At 63.8% G+C, this 18924-nt stretch carries 14 protein-coding genes; 8 read left to right on the top strand and 6 right to left on the bottom strand.

Annotated elements, in window-relative coordinates:
• Positions 1-31: 31 nt before the first annotated feature.
• From HNQ60_RS11175 to HNQ60_RS11165, 3 genes are all read left to right on the top strand, one after another.
• Positions 32-2251 (top strand): primosomal protein N', encoded by a 2220-nt coding sequence (locus HNQ60_RS11175; RefSeq protein WP_184331651.1) that lies wholly within the window; start codon positions 32-34, stop codon positions 2249-2251.
• Between the two features lie 147 nt (positions 2252-2398).
• A complete protein-coding gene (gene argS / locus HNQ60_RS11170; RefSeq protein ID WP_184331649.1) occupies positions 2399-4084 on the top strand; it encodes an arginine--tRNA ligase in 1686 nt (561 codons plus the stop codon).
• Between the two features lie 123 nt (positions 4085-4207).
• Positions 4208-4771, top strand: coding sequence for an SPOR domain-containing protein (locus tag HNQ60_RS11165; RefSeq protein WP_184331647.1), 564 nt, complete (start codon positions 4208-4210; stop codon positions 4769-4771).
• A gap of 92 nt (positions 4772-4863) precedes the next feature.
• Here the strand turns inward: HNQ60_RS11165 and HNQ60_RS11160 are convergent, their stop codons facing one another.
• From HNQ60_RS11160 to def, 6 genes are all read right to left on the bottom strand, one after another.
• Positions 4864-6225 (bottom strand): sigma-54-dependent transcriptional regulator, encoded by a 1362-nt coding sequence (locus tag HNQ60_RS11160; protein ID WP_184331645.1) that lies wholly within the window; start codon positions 6223-6225, stop codon positions 4864-4866.
• The gene (locus HNQ60_RS11155) at positions 6222-8459 is read right to left on the bottom strand and encodes a sensor histidine kinase (RefSeq protein ID WP_184331643.1); all 2238 of its coding nucleotides are present in this window, start codon (positions 8457-8459) and stop codon (positions 6222-6224) included. Before HNQ60_RS11155 ends, HNQ60_RS11160 begins: the two co-directional genes overlap by 4 nt.
• The gene (locus HNQ60_RS11150; RefSeq protein ID WP_184331641.1) at positions 8441-8974 is read right to left on the bottom strand and encodes a DUF4390 domain-containing protein; all 534 of its coding nucleotides are present in this window, start codon (positions 8972-8974) and stop codon (positions 8441-8443) included. The genes HNQ60_RS11155 and HNQ60_RS11150 overlap by 19 nt, the downstream gene beginning before the upstream one ends.
• A gap of 100 nt (positions 8975-9074) precedes the next feature.
• Positions 9075-10403 (bottom strand): 16S rRNA (cytosine(967)-C(5))-methyltransferase RsmB, encoded by a 1329-nt coding sequence (rsmB, locus tag HNQ60_RS11145; protein WP_184331639.1) that lies wholly within the window; start codon positions 10401-10403, stop codon positions 9075-9077.
• Entirely contained in the window at positions 10400-11338 is a 939-nt protein-coding gene (fmt, locus tag HNQ60_RS11140) for a methionyl-tRNA formyltransferase (RefSeq protein ID WP_184331637.1), read from the bottom strand. Before fmt ends, rsmB begins: the two co-directional genes overlap by 4 nt.
• A gap of 102 nt (positions 11339-11440) precedes the next feature.
• Positions 11441-11971 carry a peptide deformylase gene (def, locus tag HNQ60_RS11135; RefSeq protein WP_184331636.1) on the bottom strand — a complete coding sequence of 177 codons (531 nt, stop codon included), beginning with the start codon at positions 11969-11971 and terminating at the stop codon, positions 11441-11443.
• A 384-nt stretch (positions 11972-12355) separates the two neighbouring features.
• Between def and HNQ60_RS11130 the strand changes: the two genes are divergently transcribed.
• From HNQ60_RS11130 to hemF, 5 genes are all read left to right on the top strand, one after another.
• Complete coding sequence (locus tag HNQ60_RS11130; RefSeq protein WP_184331634.1) at positions 12356-13486, top strand: LysM peptidoglycan-binding domain-containing protein; 1131 nt, start codon at positions 12356-12358, stop codon at positions 13484-13486.
• Positions 13487-13598: 112 nt separating this feature from the next.
• Positions 13599-14732, top strand: coding sequence for a DNA-processing protein DprA (dprA, locus tag HNQ60_RS11125; protein ID WP_184331632.1), 1134 nt, complete (start codon positions 13599-13601; stop codon positions 14730-14732).
• Position 14733: 1 nt separating this feature from the next.
• On the top strand, positions 14734-15213 hold the full coding sequence (locus HNQ60_RS11120) for a DUF494 family protein (RefSeq protein ID WP_184331630.1): 480 nt from the start codon (positions 14734-14736) through the stop codon (positions 15211-15213).
• A 59-nt stretch (positions 15214-15272) separates the two neighbouring features.
• On the top strand, positions 15273-17819 hold the full coding sequence (locus HNQ60_RS11115) for a DNA topoisomerase I (protein ID WP_184331628.1): 2547 nt from the start codon (positions 15273-15275) through the stop codon (positions 17817-17819).
• 51 nt (positions 17820-17870) lie between these two features.
• The gene (gene hemF / locus HNQ60_RS11110) at positions 17871-18806 is read left to right on the top strand and encodes an oxygen-dependent coproporphyrinogen oxidase (RefSeq protein WP_184331626.1); all 936 of its coding nucleotides are present in this window, start codon (positions 17871-17873) and stop codon (positions 18804-18806) included.
• The last annotated feature ends 118 nt before the right edge of the window (positions 18807-18924 follow it).

The following is an 18924-nucleotide window of genomic DNA, read 5'->3' as shown; positions in this document are numbered from 1 at the left end:
CAATCAATGCACAGACTTATCCACAGCTTTTGTGCAAAACCCCGCGGCCGGTGCAACGCGCGTGATCCTGGTCGTTGCGATCGATACGCCGCTGCGCCGGGTCTTCGACTATCGGGCGCCTGCTGCCTGGGCGGGTGAAGTCCAACCGGGCCACCGGGTCTGGGTGCCCTTCGGCAAACGCCGGGTCGTCGGTGTCGTCACTGAATGCCGGGATCGCAGCTCGGTCCCCGAGGGCAAACTCCGCTTCGCCTTCGAGCGAGTGGAGGCCGAACCGACTTTCGATGCCGGCTTCCTCGAACTGCTTCGGTGGTCGGCCGACTACTACCGGCATCCGGTGGGCGAAGTCATCGCGGCCGCGCTGCCGGCGGCGCTGCGCCAGGGAGCGCCGATCGCAGTCGAAGAGACACGCTGGCGATTGACAGTCATCGGCAAGGAACAGGGATTGGAAAAGGTCCCGGCGCGGGCGCGTCAGATGCGAGCGGCAATCGAGGCCCTGACCGACGTCGCCGACCGCAGCGCCGAGGACCTGGTTGCGGCTGGCATCAGCCGGGAGTCGCTGCGAAAACTCGAAGATCGTGGCTACGTCGAGCACTTCACGGCCGAGACAACGCCGCCAGCTTCGAACGAAGGCCTCGGAACTTCGCGCAGCCCCGCACTCAACGAAGCTCAGCAGACCGCCGTCGATCGCATCCGCGGTTCTCTCGGCAGCTTCGTCACCTGGCTGCTGCATGGAATTACCGGCAGCGGCAAGACAGAGGTTTATCTCAACGCCATCGCGACGGTTCTCGAGCGCGGCGAGCAGGCGCTCGTGCTCGTGCCGGAGATTGCACTCACACCGCAATCGATCACCCGGTTTCGCGAACGCTTCGATGTGCCGTTCGCGATCATGCATTCGGGATTGAGCGACGGCGAACGACTCGCGGCCTGGCGCGACGCACGCAGCGGGACAGCGCGAATCGTCATCGGCACACGCTCGGCGGTTTTCGTACCTCTCGCGCGTCCGGGGCTCATCGTCGTCGACGAAGAGCACGACAGCTCGTTCAAACAGCAGGAAGGCTTCCGTTACTCGGCGCGCGATCTCGCCATCGTTCGCGGGCAGCGTCATGGCATCCCCGTCGTCCTCGGTTCGGCGACACCGTCGCTCGAAAGCCTCGAACGTGCGCAGCGTCAGGCGGGATCGCTGCTGTCGCTGCCCCATCGCGCCGCCGACGCGAAGCCGCCGACGCTCACGCTCGTCGACCTGCGCAAACACGGCGAATCGCAGGGAATTTCCACGCCCACGCTGCTTGCGATGCGCCGGCACCTGGACGCGGGTCGCCAGGTGCTGCTGTTCCTGAATCGACGCGGCTATGCGCCGGTGCTGTTCTGTCCGTCATGCGGCTGGGCGGCCCGCTGCCAGCGTTGCGACGCAAATCTGACCGTGCATCGTCGATCGGCGCTGCTCTGCCATCACTGCGGCGCGGAGCAGGACATGATCACGCGCTGCCCGACCTGCTCTTCGGATGTGAAGCCCGTCGGCCAGGGAACCGAGCGCATCGAGGAAACGCTCGAAGCGATATTTCCCAAGGTGCCGCTCGCACGCATCGATCGCGACAGCATGCGCCGCAAGGGCGAGCTCGAAGCGACGCTCGCGCAGGTCGATCGCAACGAGATCCGCATCCTCGTCGGCACGCAGATGCTCACGAAGGGTCACCATTTCCCTAACGTCACGCTGGTGGTCGTACTGAACGCCGACCAGGGACTTTTCAGCACGGACTTCCGCGCGAGCGAACGCCTCGCGCAGACGATCGTCCAGGTCGCCGGCCGGGCCGGGCGCGCCGAGCAACCCGGTGAAGTGCTGATCCAGACCGAGTACCCGGATCATCCGCTGCTGAGCCTGCTGCTGCGGGGAGGCTATGACGCGTTTGCCGCGGGAGCGCTGACGGAAAGACAGCAGGCTCATTGGCCGCCGTACTCGCGACTCGCGTTGCTGCGTGCCGAAGCCTCGCATCGGGCCGAGCCTTTGAAATTTCTGCAAGCCGCGCTGGCAGCGGCACACCGGCACGCGGTGAAAGGCGTACAACTGCTTGGCCCCGCTCCGGCGCCAATGGAACGCCGCGCCGGCCGGCACCGTGCTCAATTGCTTCTCCATGCCCCGACCCACGCCCCGCTGCAGCGCCTGCTGAGCAGCTGGATCCTCGAACTGGAATCGCTGCCGGAAGGCCGGAAGGTGCGGTGGTCCATTGATGTGGATCCGGCGGAATTATTCTGAGCCAGCCGGCTAGCCAGCTAGCAGGCAGCCGGCCAGCCCGATGAGGATCGGCAGGAGAGGCTCTGATCTGGCTAGCGGCTAGTTGCTAGCTGGCTAGCCGGCTGCTCCGCTAGACTGCCCGCCTGACCGCTGACCAATTCTCTTCCCGTGAAATACCAGATCGAACAACTGCTGCAGGCCGCGCTTGCGACCCTGCCGCCCGACGTCGTCCCCGCGGATATCCGACCGGAGATCAACGTCGAGCGCACGCGCGACGCCGCGCATGGCGATTTCGCCACCAACATCGCGCTGCAGCTTGCCAAGCCGGCACGCAAGAACCCCCGCCAGCTCGCACAGGCCATTCTCGATGCGCTGCCTGCGAGCGACCTGATCGCGAAGACGGAGATCGCCGGGCCGGGGTTCATCAACTTTCATCTGTCGGCGGCGGCATACCAGCTCGAGCTGTCGCGGGTCTTCGATTTCGGTCCGGTGTACGGCTACGGCAAACGCGGTGCGGGCATCGGCACCGTCGTCGAGTTCGTTTCCGCGAATCCGACCGGTCCACTGCACGTCGGTCACGGACGTCAGGCGGCGCTCGGCGACGCGCTCGTGTCGCTGCTCCAGACGCAGGGCTACGAAGTCAGCCGTGAGTTCTACTACAACGACGCCGGCGTCCAGATTCACAAGCTTGCCCTGTCGGTGCAGGCGCGCGCTCGCGGCATCAAGCCCGGCGACGCAGGCTGGCCCGAGGAGGGATACGCGGGCGACTACATCGGTGATATCGCAGAGGAATTTCTCGCGAAGAGTTCCGTGCATGCGCTCGACGGCGAGGCGGTGAAGGCGAGCGGCAAGCCCGACGATTTCGAGTCGATCCGCAAGTTCGCGGTCGCCTATCTGCGTCGCGAGCAGGACATCGACCTGCAGAAGTTCGGCGTGCACTTCGACGTGTACTACCTCGAATCGAGCCTCTACACGGACGGCAAGGTCGAGGAAACCGTGAAGGGCCTGATCGGAAGCGGCAAGACCTACGAGAACGAAGGCGCGCTCTGGCTGCGCACGACCGAGTTCGGCGATGACAAAGACCGCGTCATGCGCAAGTCGGACGGCACGTTCACTTACTTCGTGCCCGACGTGGCGTATCACGTCACGAAGTGGCAGCGTGGATTCCGCAAGGCCATCAACGTCCAGGGCACCGACCATCACGGCACAATCTCGCGCGTCCGCGCGGGCCTGCAGGCGCTCGGCCTCGGCATTCCGGAAGGCTATCCGGACTACGTGCTGCACAAGATGGTCAAAGTGATGCGCGGCGGCGAGGAAGTGAAAATCTCCAAGCGCGCCGGCTCGTACGTCACCGTGCGCGATCTCATCGAGTGGGTCGGTCGCGACGCCGTGCGCTTCTTCCTCGTATCGCGCAAGGCCGATTCGGAATTCGTGTTCGACATCGATCTCGCGCTCGCGCAGAGCGAAGAGAACCCGGTCTACTACGTGCAGTACGCCCACGCCCGTGTGTGCAGCGTCTTCCGCCAACTGCAAGAGAAGGGCTTCACCCACGAACGCGACATCGGCGAACGCAACATCGCGCTGCTTTCCGAACCGCAGGAAAGAGCCTTGATCCGCCGGCTGACGTATTTCCCCGAACTGCTCGAGAACGCAGCCAACGCGCTCGAGCCGCACCAGGTCGCGCACTATCTGCGCGATCTGGCCGGCGACCTCCACACGTACTACAACGCCCACCAGTTCATCGTCGACGACGTGAACCTGCGCAACGCGCGGCTGAACCTGGTCGCGGCGACACGGCAGGTCATTCAGAACGGATTGAAACTACTGGGTGTGTCGGCGCCGGAGAAGATGTGAAGGAAGAAGCGGTTAGCGGTTGGCGGTTAGCGGTTAGTCAGAAGCGGGCAGTGCCCGCCCTTCGCGCGTGCGCGCGTCTTTTCTCGCCAACCGCCAACCGCTAACCGCTAACCGCTTCTCCTTATGGCCCGCGACTACAAGAATGCCTCTCGTCGCTCGAACAGCGGCTCCGGATTGTCCGGCGTTGCCGGATTCGTGCTGGGACTCGCACTCGGACTGGCAGTGGCGATGGGTGTGTACTTGTATGACCGGCGCCCGGAAGCGCGAGTTGCGCGCGAAGCAGCGCCGATGAGCAGCGATGAAGAGCCTGCGTCGCAGAAGCCCGCCCCTGCGTCGCAGGAATCGGAAACGCAGTTCGACTTCTACGAGATGCTGCCGAAGTTCGAAGTCGTCATCCCGGAGAAGGACGGCACCGGCGCCGCGCCTTCGACGAATGAAAGCGTTCAGAAGCCCGGCGCATACGTGCTCCAGGCCGGCTCCTTCCGCAAACTCGCCGACGCCGATCGTGTCCGCGCCCTGATCGCCCTGCAGGGCGTCGAATCGAAAATCCAGAAAGTCACGGTCGACAACGACACGTGGCACCGCGTGCGCATCGGCCCGATCACGAACCTGCAGAAGCTGGAAGAGACGAGGAGCAAGCTCAGGCAGGCGCAGATCGAGGCGCTGGTCATTCGCGTAGGCGAATGATTGGTGGTTCCGTCACTCCCGCGAAAGCGGGAGTCCATTCCCGACGGATTCCCGCCTGCGCGGGAATGACAAACACGGTGACGGAGGTCGCTTCAATCTTCCGCCAGCTGCCTGAAATCCACTCCCAGTGATCTCAGCTTGCGATAGAGATGCGTTCGCTCCATCCCCACGCGCTTTGCGAGCTGCCCCACCTTGCCGTTGCAGAGAATCAGCTGCTGCTGGAGATAGGCGCGTTCGAAGTGTTCGCGGGCTTCGCGCAGCGGCAGGGCGAGCAGATCCTGCTTAACGAGGGGTTCGGTGGTCGGTGCTTGTGATGCCAGTTCGCGCTCGATCTCGTCGAGACGGATTTCTTCTTCGCCGCCGAGGATGAGCAGGCGCTGGACCAGGTTCTTCAATTCGCGGATGTTGCCGGGCCACGGATAGTTGCGCAGGCGGTTCTGGGCCGCGACACCGAACCGACGGAACGGCAGATGCTCTTCATCGACCAGGCGGTCGACGTAATAGCGCAGCAGATCCGGCACGTCCTGCGCGTAGTCGCGCAGCGGCGGCACGGTCAGCGTGATGATGTTCAGTCGGGAAAACAGTTCGGGCCGGACGGTGCCGCCGTTGTCGCTCAGCATGCGCGGCGTCGCTGAGCTGATCACACGCAGGTTCAGCTTCACGGGCACGGCGCCACCGACGCGAGTGATCGTATGCGTCTCCAGCGCGGCGACCAGAAGACCCTGCGCCTTCTGCGGCAGATCTTCGAGACCGTTGATGAAGAGCACGCCGCCCGCGGCCTGCTCCAGCAATCCCGCGTGCACACCACCGCGATCTTCCGTTCCATGCAGTGCGGCTGCGGCGCCGTCATCCGTCATGCCTGTCGCGACCAACTGCACGAACGGGCCGGCGGAGCGCGGACTGATCGAATGAATGTAGCGGGCGAACGCCTCGCGACCCGTGCCGGGTTCGCCAATGATCAGAACAGGCGTCTCGTGCGGTGCGACCTGCTGCACTTGTTCGCGCAACGCGTGCATCGCGCGGCTCTTGCCGACCGGCGCAATCAGCGTCGGCACGAGCGTGCGCCCCGCCTGGCGACGATTGCGGCCGGAATCGAGCGCGCGCTCGACAGTGCGCAACAGCTTCGCCAGCGACAGGGGCTTCTCGACGAAATCGAATGCGCCGAGGCGAGTTGCTTCCACGGCCGTTTCGACCGTGCCGTGGCCGGACATCATCACGACCGGACAGCTCGTGCCGTTGGCCTGAGACCATTCGCGCAGCAGCGTGATGCCGTCCGTATCCGGCATCCAGATATCGAGCAGCACGAGGTCGGGATCGTGCTGTGCACGACGCACGCGCGCCTCGGCAGCGTCGGCGGCAACGTCGACCTCGTAGCCTTCGTCCGCCAGAATTTCTTTCAGCAGTCCGCGAATCTCGGACTCGTCATCGACGACCAGAATGCGTGCCGCACTCATGCCCGTTCCCTCCTCGGCCCCGCCCGTCTCTCACGAATCGGACCGCCGGTCCGGGAACTTGCGGTCAGCGGCAGCTCGATCCGTACGCGGGCTCCGCCGGTACGCACGTTGTCCGCTTCGATCTTTCCCCCGTGTTCTTCGACGATTTTCTTCACGATTGCAAGCCCCAACCCGGTGCCCTTGGGTTTTGTTGTGACGTAAGGATCGAAGACCTGGCCGATGACGTCCGGCCTGAACCCCGGCCCATTATCCTCGACAATGATTTCGGCGGCACTCACGGCATGCCCGCCTTCTTCCCGATCGATTCTGCGGGTCTCGACTCGGATGGCGGCATCGGCCGCCCCTTCGAGCGCCTCGATCGCATTCGCCAGCAGGTTATGAACAATCTGCCGCAACCGTCCGCGGTCCGCTTCGATCTCCAATACACCCGGCGACAGCTGGAGTTGCGGCTGTCGCTGAGCTCCCTGTGCCCGGTACAGCTCGGCGACCTCGACGATCAGCTGGTTCAGGTCGAAGCGTGACACATCCATATCCGGTGCACGCGCATATTCGCTGAAGGCGTTGACCATTTCCTTCATGGCTTCGACCTGCTGGACGATCGTGTGCGTCGCACGATCCAGCACCTGCGCCTGGCTCTCGGTCATCGATCCGAGCAGCTTCTTGCGGATCCGTTCCGCGGACAGCTGAATGGGCGTCAACGGGTTCTTGATTTCGTGCGCCAGACGACGTGCCACCTCGCCCCAGGCGGCGTCCCTCTGCGCCTGGAGCAGTGCGGTGATGTCGTCGAACACGATGACATAGCCGCCCGGACTGCGATCTTCGCCGGACAGCGTCGTACACGCACACATCAGGACCCGACGGCTGTTCTCAGCCTGCAGAACGAGCTGCTCCCGCCATTCCGTCTGCCCGGCGTCCAGATGTTCGCTGCACGCATCCTCGAACTGCCCGAACAAGGCGCTGCTGGCGGCCGCATCTGCGAGCGGTTTGCCGACACAACCCTCGATATCGGCGTTGAGAATGGCCGCGGCCGCTTGATTGACGGTGCGGATCGTGCGATCGGGCTCCAGCGACAGAACGCCCGTCGACAGGCGGGCCAGAATGACGGCGAGATTCGTGCGCTCGGCTTCGACGGCCTGCTGACTGCGTCGCGCTTCCTCTCGGCTGCGCGCCAGGCGCTTGGTCATGTCGTTGAAGGAATGCACGAGGATGCCCATCTCATCGTGCGAGGTGAGAGGCAATCGCATGTCGAGGTCGCCTTTCGCGACTGCACGCGTGCCGGCCACGAGGTCCTGGATCGGACGCACGAGGCGACGAGCGGACCAGAAGGCGCCGTACAGCGCCGCGAACAATGAGAGGAGCAGCACCAACGTCAGTGTCAGCGTGAAGCTGTCCTTCAGCGGTTCGCGCAGGCGCGCCTTCTCGCCATAGCGCTGGTAGGCCGACTCGACGGTATCCGCCAGTTCACCCAGGCGCCGCTCGATGGCATACGTTGCTAAAACCATGCGGACTTCTTCGCCGGGTCGCGTCCTTGGCACCTGCGCCGCAGTACGCACGACATAGCCACCGCCGGCCAGCGGATCGAGCGTGACGTACTGACGTCCCTGCCGGACCTGCATCACGAGTTCGTCACTCGGTGCGGCGGGCACGATCTCACCGATGCGATCGGAGCTCGCGGCGACGATGCGGTTGTTGCTGCCGAGCAGAGTGACGTCCAGCGCTTCGTTCGAGCGGCGCAGCTCATCGAGCACACCGACGGGATCAGCGGCGTGATGCGACAGTTCATCGGCGATGCGCCGCGTCCGTTCGAGGTCCTCGCGCATTCGCAGATCGAGTGCGGCGCGCGAGAGGGTCAATGCGTCCTCGAGGCCCGCGCGAATCTCGACGTGGAACCAGCTGTCGATGCCGCGGTTCAGGAACACGATCGAGAAATAGAACACGAGCAGCAGCGGAATCATCGCCAGTGTGGCGAACATCCACACCATGCGTGCTTCCAGCCTCGAGCCGACGACGCGCTTGCGCCAGTCGCGCATGAGCTGCGTGAGCCGGCCGCCGATCAGGATCAGCAGGACGAGCAGGCCCGCGACGTTCACGCCGAGGATGAAGGGATGCAGGTCGCTGAAGTTCGCCGACTGCTGAACCGTCTGCGCCATCATGAGGAGCGCAGCCACCCAAAGTCCCGAGCCGATGAGAACCAGCGTCGAGACGATGATGCGCTTCAGATCTGCGGGGACCATGTGTACCACTCGCTGGTCTGGCGCCAATCGTTGGCCCAGAACACGATGAACCGCAACGCATCCGGCATCGTGCGCACATCGAGGTGCGCGCGCAGACTGATCTCATGACGCGAGCCCGGCATGACCAGTGACTCGTCGAGGATCGGCAGGTTGCTGATCACGCGCAGCGAATCGAGCGCGGCATCGAGCGTGGGATAGGAGTTCTGCTCGCCGCTGTTGAGATTGCGGACCAGGTAGCGTTCGCTCAGCGCGTGAAAGTTCAGTTCGTACTGCTGGCCGAGCGTCGCGATGTTTTCGTCGAGCCAGTACTTGCGCGAACGATGCAGGACGATCTCGAGATCGAGCGTGAGCGGCGAGCCTTCGCGGATGGCCGCCCGGGCACCTTCCGCGAGATCGAAGACGAGCGTCGCATTGAGCTGGTAGACGCCCTCGGACGGCTCTATGTAAGCGGAACGGATCTCGAAGCGCTGTGCCTGAGCCCAGGCGCCGAACGAAAGCAGCAAAAGCACGGCCATGACCCACATCGCCGCGCGACCCGGCAGCCCATGTGAGGCATCGTCTGCGTGCGACCCCGAATCGCAGGAAAACTGTGGGCGGCTCGCTCCCAACTGACCGTCATCCTTCTAGCTTTTCCAGGCAAGCATAATAGAAGCCATCCATCCCGGCTGTCCCCGTGGCAATTGCGTGGCCGGGCGTCAAGGCATCGTCCTGCGACAATCCGACCTCCTTCATTCTGTCCGCTGTGACATCGCGTGCCGACTGCATCGCGGTCAGAAACTCTGCGACCACCGCCGTGGTTTCCATGCGGAAGACGGAACAGCTGGCATAAAGCAGCCGACCGCCTGGCTTGAGCAGGCCCCAGGCCTGGTGCAGCAGTTCCCGCTGACGCTGGGCGAGCGCGGGAATGTCCTCGGGTCGCCGCAGCAGCTTGATGTCCGGATGTCGCCGGATGACGCCAGTCGCCGAGCACGGCACGTCCAGCAGAATCCTGTCGAACGCGCGCCGGTCCCACCATCGCTCCGGCGTCGATGCATCGCCTTCGACGACCGTCGCCGACAGGCCGAGGCGCTGCAGATTCTCGTGTACGCGGACCAGCCGCTCTTTGGACACATCGACGGCGATGAGTTCCGCGATCCGCGGCTGAAGTTCGAGCAAATGGCAAGTCTTGCCACCGGGCGCGGCGCACGCGTCCAGTACGCGATCGCCCTCCGCCGGCCCCAGCAGATGAGCCGCGAGCTGCGCGGCTGCATCCTGAACGGAAACCAGGCCCGAATCGAAACCGGGCAGTTCGTGCACATCGACGGCCCGCGACAGCAGCAGCGTGTGTTCGTCGAACCAGCTGTCGATCACTTCGAGTCCCGCAGCCTGCAGCTTCTCCCGGTAGTCAGAGCCGCTGCAGCGACGCCGATTCACGCGCAACCAGAACGGCGGACGCTGATTGTTGGCGTCGAGCATCGAGGCGGCACGTTGCGGCCAGTCGGCGTTCAGCGCCGCAGTCATCCACTGGGGATGCGCAGCGCGAACCGCCGGATCGCGATCGACGGCACTGGCCAGCTTTGCGCCATCGCGCTGGCATCGACGCAGCACCGCGTTGATCAAGCCGGAGGCTCGCGGCTGCTTCAGGACGCGTGCAGCGTTCACCGTCTCATCGACCGCCGCGTGCGGAGGCACATCGGAATACAGCAACTGGCACAAGCCGACGATCGCAAGTGCACGCACCTCCGGTTCCAGCACCTGTCCCGGCCGCGTCAACAGGCGAGTCAGCAATGCATCGAGACGGATGTACCAGCGAATGCTGTCGTAACAGAGCGAACGCAGCAGCCCCCGTTCCTGCGGCGAACCACCGCGCGCGTCAGCAAGCAGGGCATCGAGGGAACGGCCGTTCGTAACGACTTGGGCAACGATGCGCGCCGCTTGTGCCCGAACCTGCGCCGAGCGACTCACGCTAGCGAAGCCCCGTCGAGACGCTGCGCATTCAGGAACTCAGCAGCGGTGACAGCCTTGCGTCCTGCGAGCTGCACGCGAGTCAGATTGAGCACGCCGGAACCTGTCGCCACGCGAATGCCGTTGGCATCGCCGCCCAGGAGCGTCCCCGGTGCCGCCGAACTGTGCGTGTCGGCGAGATTCGCTTGCCACACCCGCAATTGCTGCCCATTCCATCGAGTCTCTGCGACGGGCCACGGATTGAAGGCGCGCACCTGGCGATCAAGCTCCGATGCGGACCGGGTCCAGTCGATCAACGCTTCTTCCTTGCGGATCTTCGCGGCGTACGTCGCGCCTTCCGCCGGCTGCGTCCGCGGGGCAATCGATCCGTCGAGGAGGCCGTCGATCGTTTCGAGCAGCGCTTCGGCACCCATTTGCGCGAGCCGATCGTGAAGGCTCGATGCCGTGTCGTCATTCCCGATCGGCATCGTGCGCTCCAGCAACATCGGGCCGGTATCGAGACCGACATCCATCTGCATGATGGTCACGCCTGTCTGCGAATCACCCGCGAGCAGCGCGCGATGAATCGGCGCAGCGCCACGCCAGCGTGGCAGCAGCGACGCGTGAATATTCAGGCAACCCATGCGGGGAATCGCCAGCACGTCGGCAGGAAGAATGAGTCCGTAGGCGACGACGACCATCACATCGGGCCGCATTTGCGCGAGGCGCTCGACTGCGGCCGGATCGCGCAGCGTCTGTGGCTGCTCGACTCGCAGCGAATGCTTGAGCGCGCATTGTTTGACCGCGCTCATGGCGAGTTGCTGGCCGCGGCCAGCGGGACGATCCGGCTGCGTATAGACGGCCACGACGCGATGGCGCGACGCGACGAGGGCTTCGAGCGCCGGCACGGAAAACTCCGGCGTACCGGCGAAAACGATGGAGAGGGAAGCAGGCATTACGGGAGAACGGCCGCCGACGAGTGGATTCGAAGAAGGACACCGGACCGCGGCGGGCGATTCATCGACCGCTCGCCGTCAGTCGCATACCGTTGCTGGTCGTCAGAGTGCCGGAACTTTCGCGCGGCCTGCGGGCTCCTGCCGGTGTTCCTTCTCGAGCTTCTTGCGGATGCGCGTGCGCTTCAGCTCGGAGAGGTAATCCACGAAGAGCTTGCCGTCGAGATGATCCATCTCGTGCTGGATGCAGACCGCGAGCAGCCCTTCGGCATCGAACTCGATCTGCTTGCCGTTGCGGTCGAGCGCACGGACGCGGATCTTCTCGGCGCGCGAAACCTTGTCGTAGATCCCGGGGACGGAGAGACAGCCCTCCTCGGTTTCCTCGACACCGGTGCGCGAAAGGATCTCGGGGTTGACGAGCGCCAGCGGTTCCTTGCGCGACTCGCTGATGTCGATCACGAGCAGTCGCTTGTGAACGTTCACCTGTGTCGCGGCGAGGCCGATGCCGGGCGCCGCGTACATCGTCTCGAACATGTCGTCGATCAGCTTGCGCAGGGCGGCGTCGACTTCCTTCACCGGCTGGGCCTTGGTCCTCAGGCGCGGATCCGGGAATTCAAGAATGGGAAGTAATGCCATGTCTGTTCACCTGCGTTCGCTCATGCTGCCACCGGAGGATTGCGTCCGGGGACTCGATTTCAACCGGAATGAGAACCACGTCTCGGGCCGGAATCCCATTTGTGCACTCGTTGCAATGATGCTGCTAAAGTTCGGGCAACGTTGAACTTAATATCGGTCCGGGCGACCCCCGATCCCCCACGAACAAGGTGGCGGATCAGGTACTCCGGACCGGCATTGAGGACTGACTAGAACTCAGGTGCCTTGCGGCGGTCCCTGACGCGCCGCAGCAGCCCCCGACCGATCTGGCGTCCGAGCCGTCCTGCCGAAGGAATTATAAGGCCCGGGTAGCAGGATTCGGCACGGGGTATCGATGGTCCAAAGGCAATGGAGCGTGTTCGGCGCATGAAGACTGCGACTTCGCAAATCCGTCCGGCAATGGTGCTCGGCGTCATGGCGTGTCTGACCTTCGCGGCAGGCACGGTCCCGCTGACCTCCTCCGCCCAGGACAACCGGACGATCGCTACCGGCAGCAACATCCCCCTGAGCGCCGATGCGCCCAACGAGTACGTCGTCAAACCCGGCGACACGCTCTGGGATATCTCGAAGATTTACCTCCGCGACCCCTGGTACTGGCCGGAAATCTGGTACCTGAACCCCCAGGTCGCCAATCCGCACCTTATTTATCCAGGCGACGTCCTGAAGCTCATTTATATCGACGGCCAGCCGCGCCTCACTGTCGCGGAGCGCGGCGGGGACGGCAGCCAGCGCCTGCAGCCGCAGGTCCGTCGCGAACCGCTGAGCCGGGCGATCACGGCTGTGCCCTACGACGTCATCGCCGGTTTTGCCTCCCGTCCGGTCCTGCTCGACAAGGACCAGGTCGAGAAGGCGCCCTACGTCGTCGCCCTGCGCGGCGACCACATGATCGGCGCGACGGGCAACGAGATCTACGCGAAGGGCATCGGCGACGCAGCGGCCGAAGCGCGCTACAGCATCATCCACGTCGACGGCAAGTTGCGTGACCCTGAAAACAACGACGTGCTCGGCTACACCGGTATCTATGTGGGCGCGGGCCCGGTCGCTGCCACCGGCGATCCGGCCAAGCTCATCCTGACGGAAACCTCCCGCGAAGCGCTTCAGGGCGACAAGCTCTTCCCTGAAGTCACCGATGTGAAGGACGACTTCGTGCCGCATGCTCCGACGAGCGATGTGCAGGCGACGGTCATTGCCGTCCGGGAAGCGACTGTGATGGGCCAGTACCAGCTCATCGCATTGAATCGCGGCTCGAGCGCGGGCCTCGAACCCGGACACATCCTGGCTGTCCTCGAGCGCGGCGAGGTCGTCCGCGACAAGTACAAGAAGGGTGGGCTCGGCGCAGCCGGCAACGCGACGCTGAAAAGCGGTTCGAAAGTGCAGCTGCCGGACGAACGCATTGGCCTGGTCATGATCTTCAGCACCACTCCGCGCATGAGCTATGCGCTGGTGATGGAATCGCAGAAGGAAATCCGCCAGGGCGATTCGGCTCGCAATCCTTAAGTCCGCCACTGAACTGCCGCAGCGTCAGCGATCCGGCTGACGCTGCATTTCTCCGCTCCGCTCCTCTTTACTGCTTCGCCGCGCACTTTCGTGCGGGGCTACAGTGCCGTGCATGGACGATCTCACGGCATGGATCACGCTGGCGCATGCCCCTGGACTGTGTTCGCGCACTGCAAGCCCGCTGCTCCAGCGATTCGGCTCCGCCCAGGCACTACTGAAAGCTTCTCCGGCCTCGCGGCTCGACGCCGGATGTGACAGGCGGCTGGATCAGTGGCTCGAATCGCCTCCCGAAGCGGCCATCGCAGCTGAGTTGCGCTGGCTCGAGCAGCCGAACCGTCACTTCGTTCACTGGGACGACCCGCGCTACCCGCCCCTGCTCAAGGAACTTGCGGATGCGCCGATCGCACTTCACGTGCATGGCGACCCGTCGCTGCTCGCAATGCCGCAACTCGCCATGGTCGGCGCACGCAATCCGACCCACGCGGGCCGAGAGAATGCCTACGCGTTCGCAGGGCATCTCGCGCGCTGCGGTCTCACCATCACGAGCGGCCTCGCGCTGGGCATCGATGCCGCGAGCCATCAAGGCGCGCTCAGCAGCGGCACGACTGTCGCGGTATGCGGCACGGGCGTCGACGTGGACTACCCGCGCGAGAACGCAGCGCTCGCGGCACAGATCGCCGAGCGCGGCGCATTGATCAGCGAACTGCCGCTCGGCACGCCGCCGCTCAAGGGACATTTCCCTCGTCGCAACCGGATCATCAGCGGACTGTCGCTCGGAACGCTGGTCGTGGAGGCAGCGATCCGCAGCGGCTCACTCATCACGGCGCGGCTCGCCAGCGACCAGGGCCGCGAGGTCTTCGCGATTCCGGGATCGATCCATAGTCCGCTGTCCCATGGATGCCATCGGCTGATCCGTCAGGGCGCCAAACTGGTCGAAACGACCGACGACATCTTCGAGGAACTGCGCTCGCTCGCCCGTGTCCTCGATCCGTCGGTATTTCTGTCGCGGAACGCGACGCCGCGGAGAAACCCTGAAATATCAGGCGCTTCTTGGCCCCCATTGGACAAAGAGTATGAAATCCTGTTAGATGCCCTCGGCTTCGAGCCGGCCGGCGTGGACCTTCTGGTCGTGCGTACCGGGCTCGGGGCCGACGAGGTGGCTTCGATGTTGCTGATCCTCGAGCTAGAGGGGCACATCCAATCCCACCCCGGCGGCCTCTACGTCCGCGCATATCCAAGGCAGTGAAATGAAGGAAAGCGTTCTCGATATTCTCATTTATCTTTTCGAGAATTATTTCGACGCCGATATCGAGTCTGCTCCCGAACCCGACCGCGACACCCTCAAGGACGAACTGGAACGAGCTGGATTCTCCGAACGCGAAGTCGATCGGGCGCTGGAATGGCTCGAGCAACTGTCGGCGGATCCGCAGCGCGTGGTATCGGTGCCGACGGCGCGCGCGATCCGGGTCTTCGATCCACGCGAACAGGCCCGACTCGATACCGATTGCCGCGGGTACATCCTGTACCTCGAGAACATCGGGATCCTGAATGCCTCGCAGCGCGAGCTGGTCATCGACCGTCTGCTCGCGCTGGATGCACGTCAGATCGATATCGAGCAGGTGAAATGGGTGGTATTGATGGTGCTGTTCAGCCAGCCGGGGCAGGAAAGTGCCTACTTGCGCATGGAAGACCTGGTGTTCGATAACCGGTTGGATGCCGTGCACTGACACGTAGGAACGAGAACTGGAATTGACGTGCGCCGCGGCCTGCCGCGGTTTCTTTTTTTATGGACCAGAAGAATCTCGTCATCGTCGAATCGCCCGCGAAGGCGAAAACCATCAAGAAATATCTCGGGAACAACTTCGAGGTATTGGCCTCCTATGGCCACGTGCGCGATCTCGTGCCCAAGGAAGGCGCGGTCGATCCGAAGCACAAGTTCGCGATGCGCTATCAGATTCTCGAGAAGAACGAGAAGCACGTTCAGGCCATCGCGAAGGCGCTGAAGAAAGCCGGCGCGCTCTACCTCGCAACCGACCCTGATCGCGAAGGCGAAGCGATCTCCTGGCATCTCACCGAGCTGCTGAAGGATCAGAAGGCGCTCGACGGCAAGGACGTGCATCGCGTCGTCTTCTACGAAATCACCCGCAACGCCATTCGCGAGGCGATCCAGCAGCCGCGGGAGATCTCGAGGGATCTGGTCAACGCGCAGCAGGCGCGTCGCGCACTCGACTATCTCGTGGGCTTCAACCTGTCGCCGCTGCTGTGGAAAAAAGCGGGACTGCCGGGCGCATCCGCCGGCCGCGTCCAGAGCCCGGCACTGCGGATGATCTGCGAGCGCGAAGATGAAATCGCCCGCTTCGTGGCTCGCGAATACTGGACCATCGACGCCGACGCCCAGAAGGCCGCGCAGGCGTTCCCGGCGCGACTGATCGAGTACCGGGGCGACAAGGTCGAACAGTTCACGGTCACCAATGAAGCGCAGGCCAACGAAGTCCGCGCCAGCATCGAGAAGGCCGCATCTGGCAACCTGAGTGTCGCGTCGATCGATCGCAAGCAGCGCAAGCGCAATCCGGCGCCGCCCTTCACGACATCGACGCTGCAACAGGAAGCCGCGCGCAAGCTCGGCTTCGGCGCGCAACGCACGATGCGCCTCGCGCAGCAGCTCTATGAAGGTGTCGACTTCGGCGAAGGCGCCGTCGGTCTCATCACTTATATGCGTACCGACTCGGTCAACCTCGCGGCCGAGGCCCTGACGGAGATCCGGCAGGTCATCGAACGCACTTACGGCAAGGACTCCTTGCCCGCCGAGCCACGCACTTACAAGACGAAGTCGAAGAACGCGCAGGAAGCGCACGAAGCGATCCGCCCGACCTCGGCGGCGGTCATGCCCGATAAGCTCGAAGGCAAGATCGATCCGGATCAGCTGAAGCTCTACAGCCTCATCTGGAAGCGCGCCGTTGCGAGCCAGATGGAGCCGGCGGTTTACGACACGGTCGCCATCGACCTCGTTCCCGGCAAGAGCGCGAAGCGCGACGGCGCCGCCGCGGTGCTGCGTGCCAATGGTTCGACGCTCGTGAAGCCGGGCTACATCGCCGTCTACAAGGAAGGCATGGACGATGTGGCCGACGACGACAACGATCGCATCCTGCCGCCGATGGAAGTCGGCGACGAGCTGAAGCTCGTCGAAATCCGGCCCGAGCAGCACTTCACCGAACCGCCGCCCCGTTATTCGGAAGCAAGCCTCGTGAAGGCGCTCGAAGAGTACGGCATCGGTCGCCCGTCGACGTACGCGAGCATCATTCAGACACTGGTCAACAAGAAGTACTCGGAGCTGCTGAACAAGCGCTTCTTCCCGACCGACCTCGGCAAGATCGTCAACAAGTTCCTGACCCGCAACTTCGAGCACTACGTCGACTACGGCTTCACCGCCAAGATGGAAGACGATCTCGACGAGATCGCCGACGGCAAGGAACAGTGGGTACCGGTGCTCGACCGTTTCTGGAAAGACTTCAAGCACCAGGTCGACTTCGTCGACAAATCGGTCACTCGCGAAGATGTGTCGGAAGCCCGCGAGCTCGGCAAGGATCCGGTGACCGGCAAGCCGATTTCCGTACGCTACGGCAAGTACGGTCCCTTCGTGCAGCTCGGCACGAAGGACGACGAAGAGAAGCCGAAGTTTGCGAGCCTGCGTCCGCATCAGCGCATGGACACGATCGTCCTGCAGGAAGCCCTCGAGCTCTTCAAGCTGCCGCGCACGGTCGGTCACATGCCGGATGGCAAGCCGATCCGGGTGGCGATCGGCCGCTTCGGTCCTTACGTGCAGTACGGCGAGAAGAAGTTTGCGTCGATCAAGGATGACGATCCCTACACAGTCGAGCTGCCGCGCGCGCTGGAACTGATCCGTGCAAAAGAAGAGCTCGATGCGAACCGCATCATTCTCGATTTCCCCGATGCGGGCATCCAGGTGCTGAACGGCCGCTATGGCCCGTACATCACCGATCGCGTGAAGAACGCAAAGATTCCCAAGGAACGCGAACCGAAGACGCTGACGCTCGATGAATGCCGCGAGCTGCTCGCAGCCGCTCCGGAACGTCGCGGTCGATTCGGCGCCAGGAAGGTGGCGAAGACGGCGGAACCCGCAAAGACGGCGGCGGAGCCGAAGGAAAAGCCCCTCAAGGCGGCTGCGAAGACGGCGGCGAAAACAACCGCCAAGAAGGCCGAATCCGCAAAGCCCCCGGCGAAGAGCGCGGCCAAACCCGCAGCGAAAACCGCCAAGGCGAAAGCTCCAGCAAAGGCCCCGGCGAAGGCGAAGAGCAAGAAGACGAGCAAGTGATACGCTTCGCGCGTGTCACTGCCCGCGCCGGGACTTGATCGGATTCGTCGTATGACTGCGATCCACGCCAAAGCCGATGCTGTCCTCGCCTACCTGCGCGATCTGCAGGATCGCATCTGCGCGGGACTCGAACAGGTCGATGGCGTCGCGAAGTTTCAGCGCGATGCGTGGCAACGCACCGAAGGCGGCGGCGGCGAGAGCCGCGTCCTGCGAGGCGGCCAGGTATTCGAACAGGCCGGCGTGAACTTCTCTCATGTGATGGGTGCGAAGCTGCCGCCGGCAGCGACAGCGCAACGGCCGGAACTCGCGGGCGCGCAGTGGGAAGCGATGGGTGTCTCGCTCGTGATTCATCCGTTGAATCCCTACATTCCCACGACACACGCCAACGTGCGCTTCTTCTCGGCGAAGGGCCCGGAGAAATCCGCGTGGTGGTTCGGCGGCGGTTTCGATCTCACGCCGTACTACCCTTTCATGGAAGACGTCGTGCATTGGCATCGAACCGCGCAGCAGGCGTGCGCGCCGTTCGGTGAAGACGTCTACTCACACCACAAGGACTGGTGCGATCGATACTTCTTCCTCAAGCATCGCAACGAAACCCGGGGTGTCGGCGGACTCTTCTTCGACGACCTCAACGAATGGGATTTCGAGCGCTGCTTCGCTTACCAGCGCAGCGTCGGCGACAGCTTCCTCGATGCGTACCTGCCGATCGTTGCGCGGCGACGCGCAACACCGTGGTCCGATCGCGAGCGCAACTTCCAGTTGTATCGTCGCGGACGTTATGTCGAATTCAATCTGGTATACGACCGCGGTACTTCGTTCGGCCTGCAGTCCGGCGGACGAACCGAATCGATCCTCATGTCACTGCCGCCGCTCGCCCGCTGGGAATACAACTGGCAACCCGAGCCAGGCACCCCAGAAGCTTTGCTTTACACCGACTTCCTCCGCCCTCGCAACTGGCTCGGCGAAACCGAATCGCGCGCAGGTTAGTGCTGCTCGATCGTTCGCAGGTTCACGCGCACCGACGTATGGCCGCATCCGCCTGCTTTCTTCGTCCGGCTCACTGCTCGTAGCTTCCTCGCTCGCGGCTTCGTCTGTATACAAGCTC

Origin of the sequence: Povalibacter uvarum (assembly GCF_014202975.1) — a bacterium.
Taxonomy (GTDB): domain Bacteria; phylum Pseudomonadota; class Gammaproteobacteria; order Steroidobacterales; family Steroidobacteraceae; genus Steroidobacter; species Steroidobacter uvarum.
This window is presented reverse-complemented; position numbering and strand designations above follow the sequence as displayed.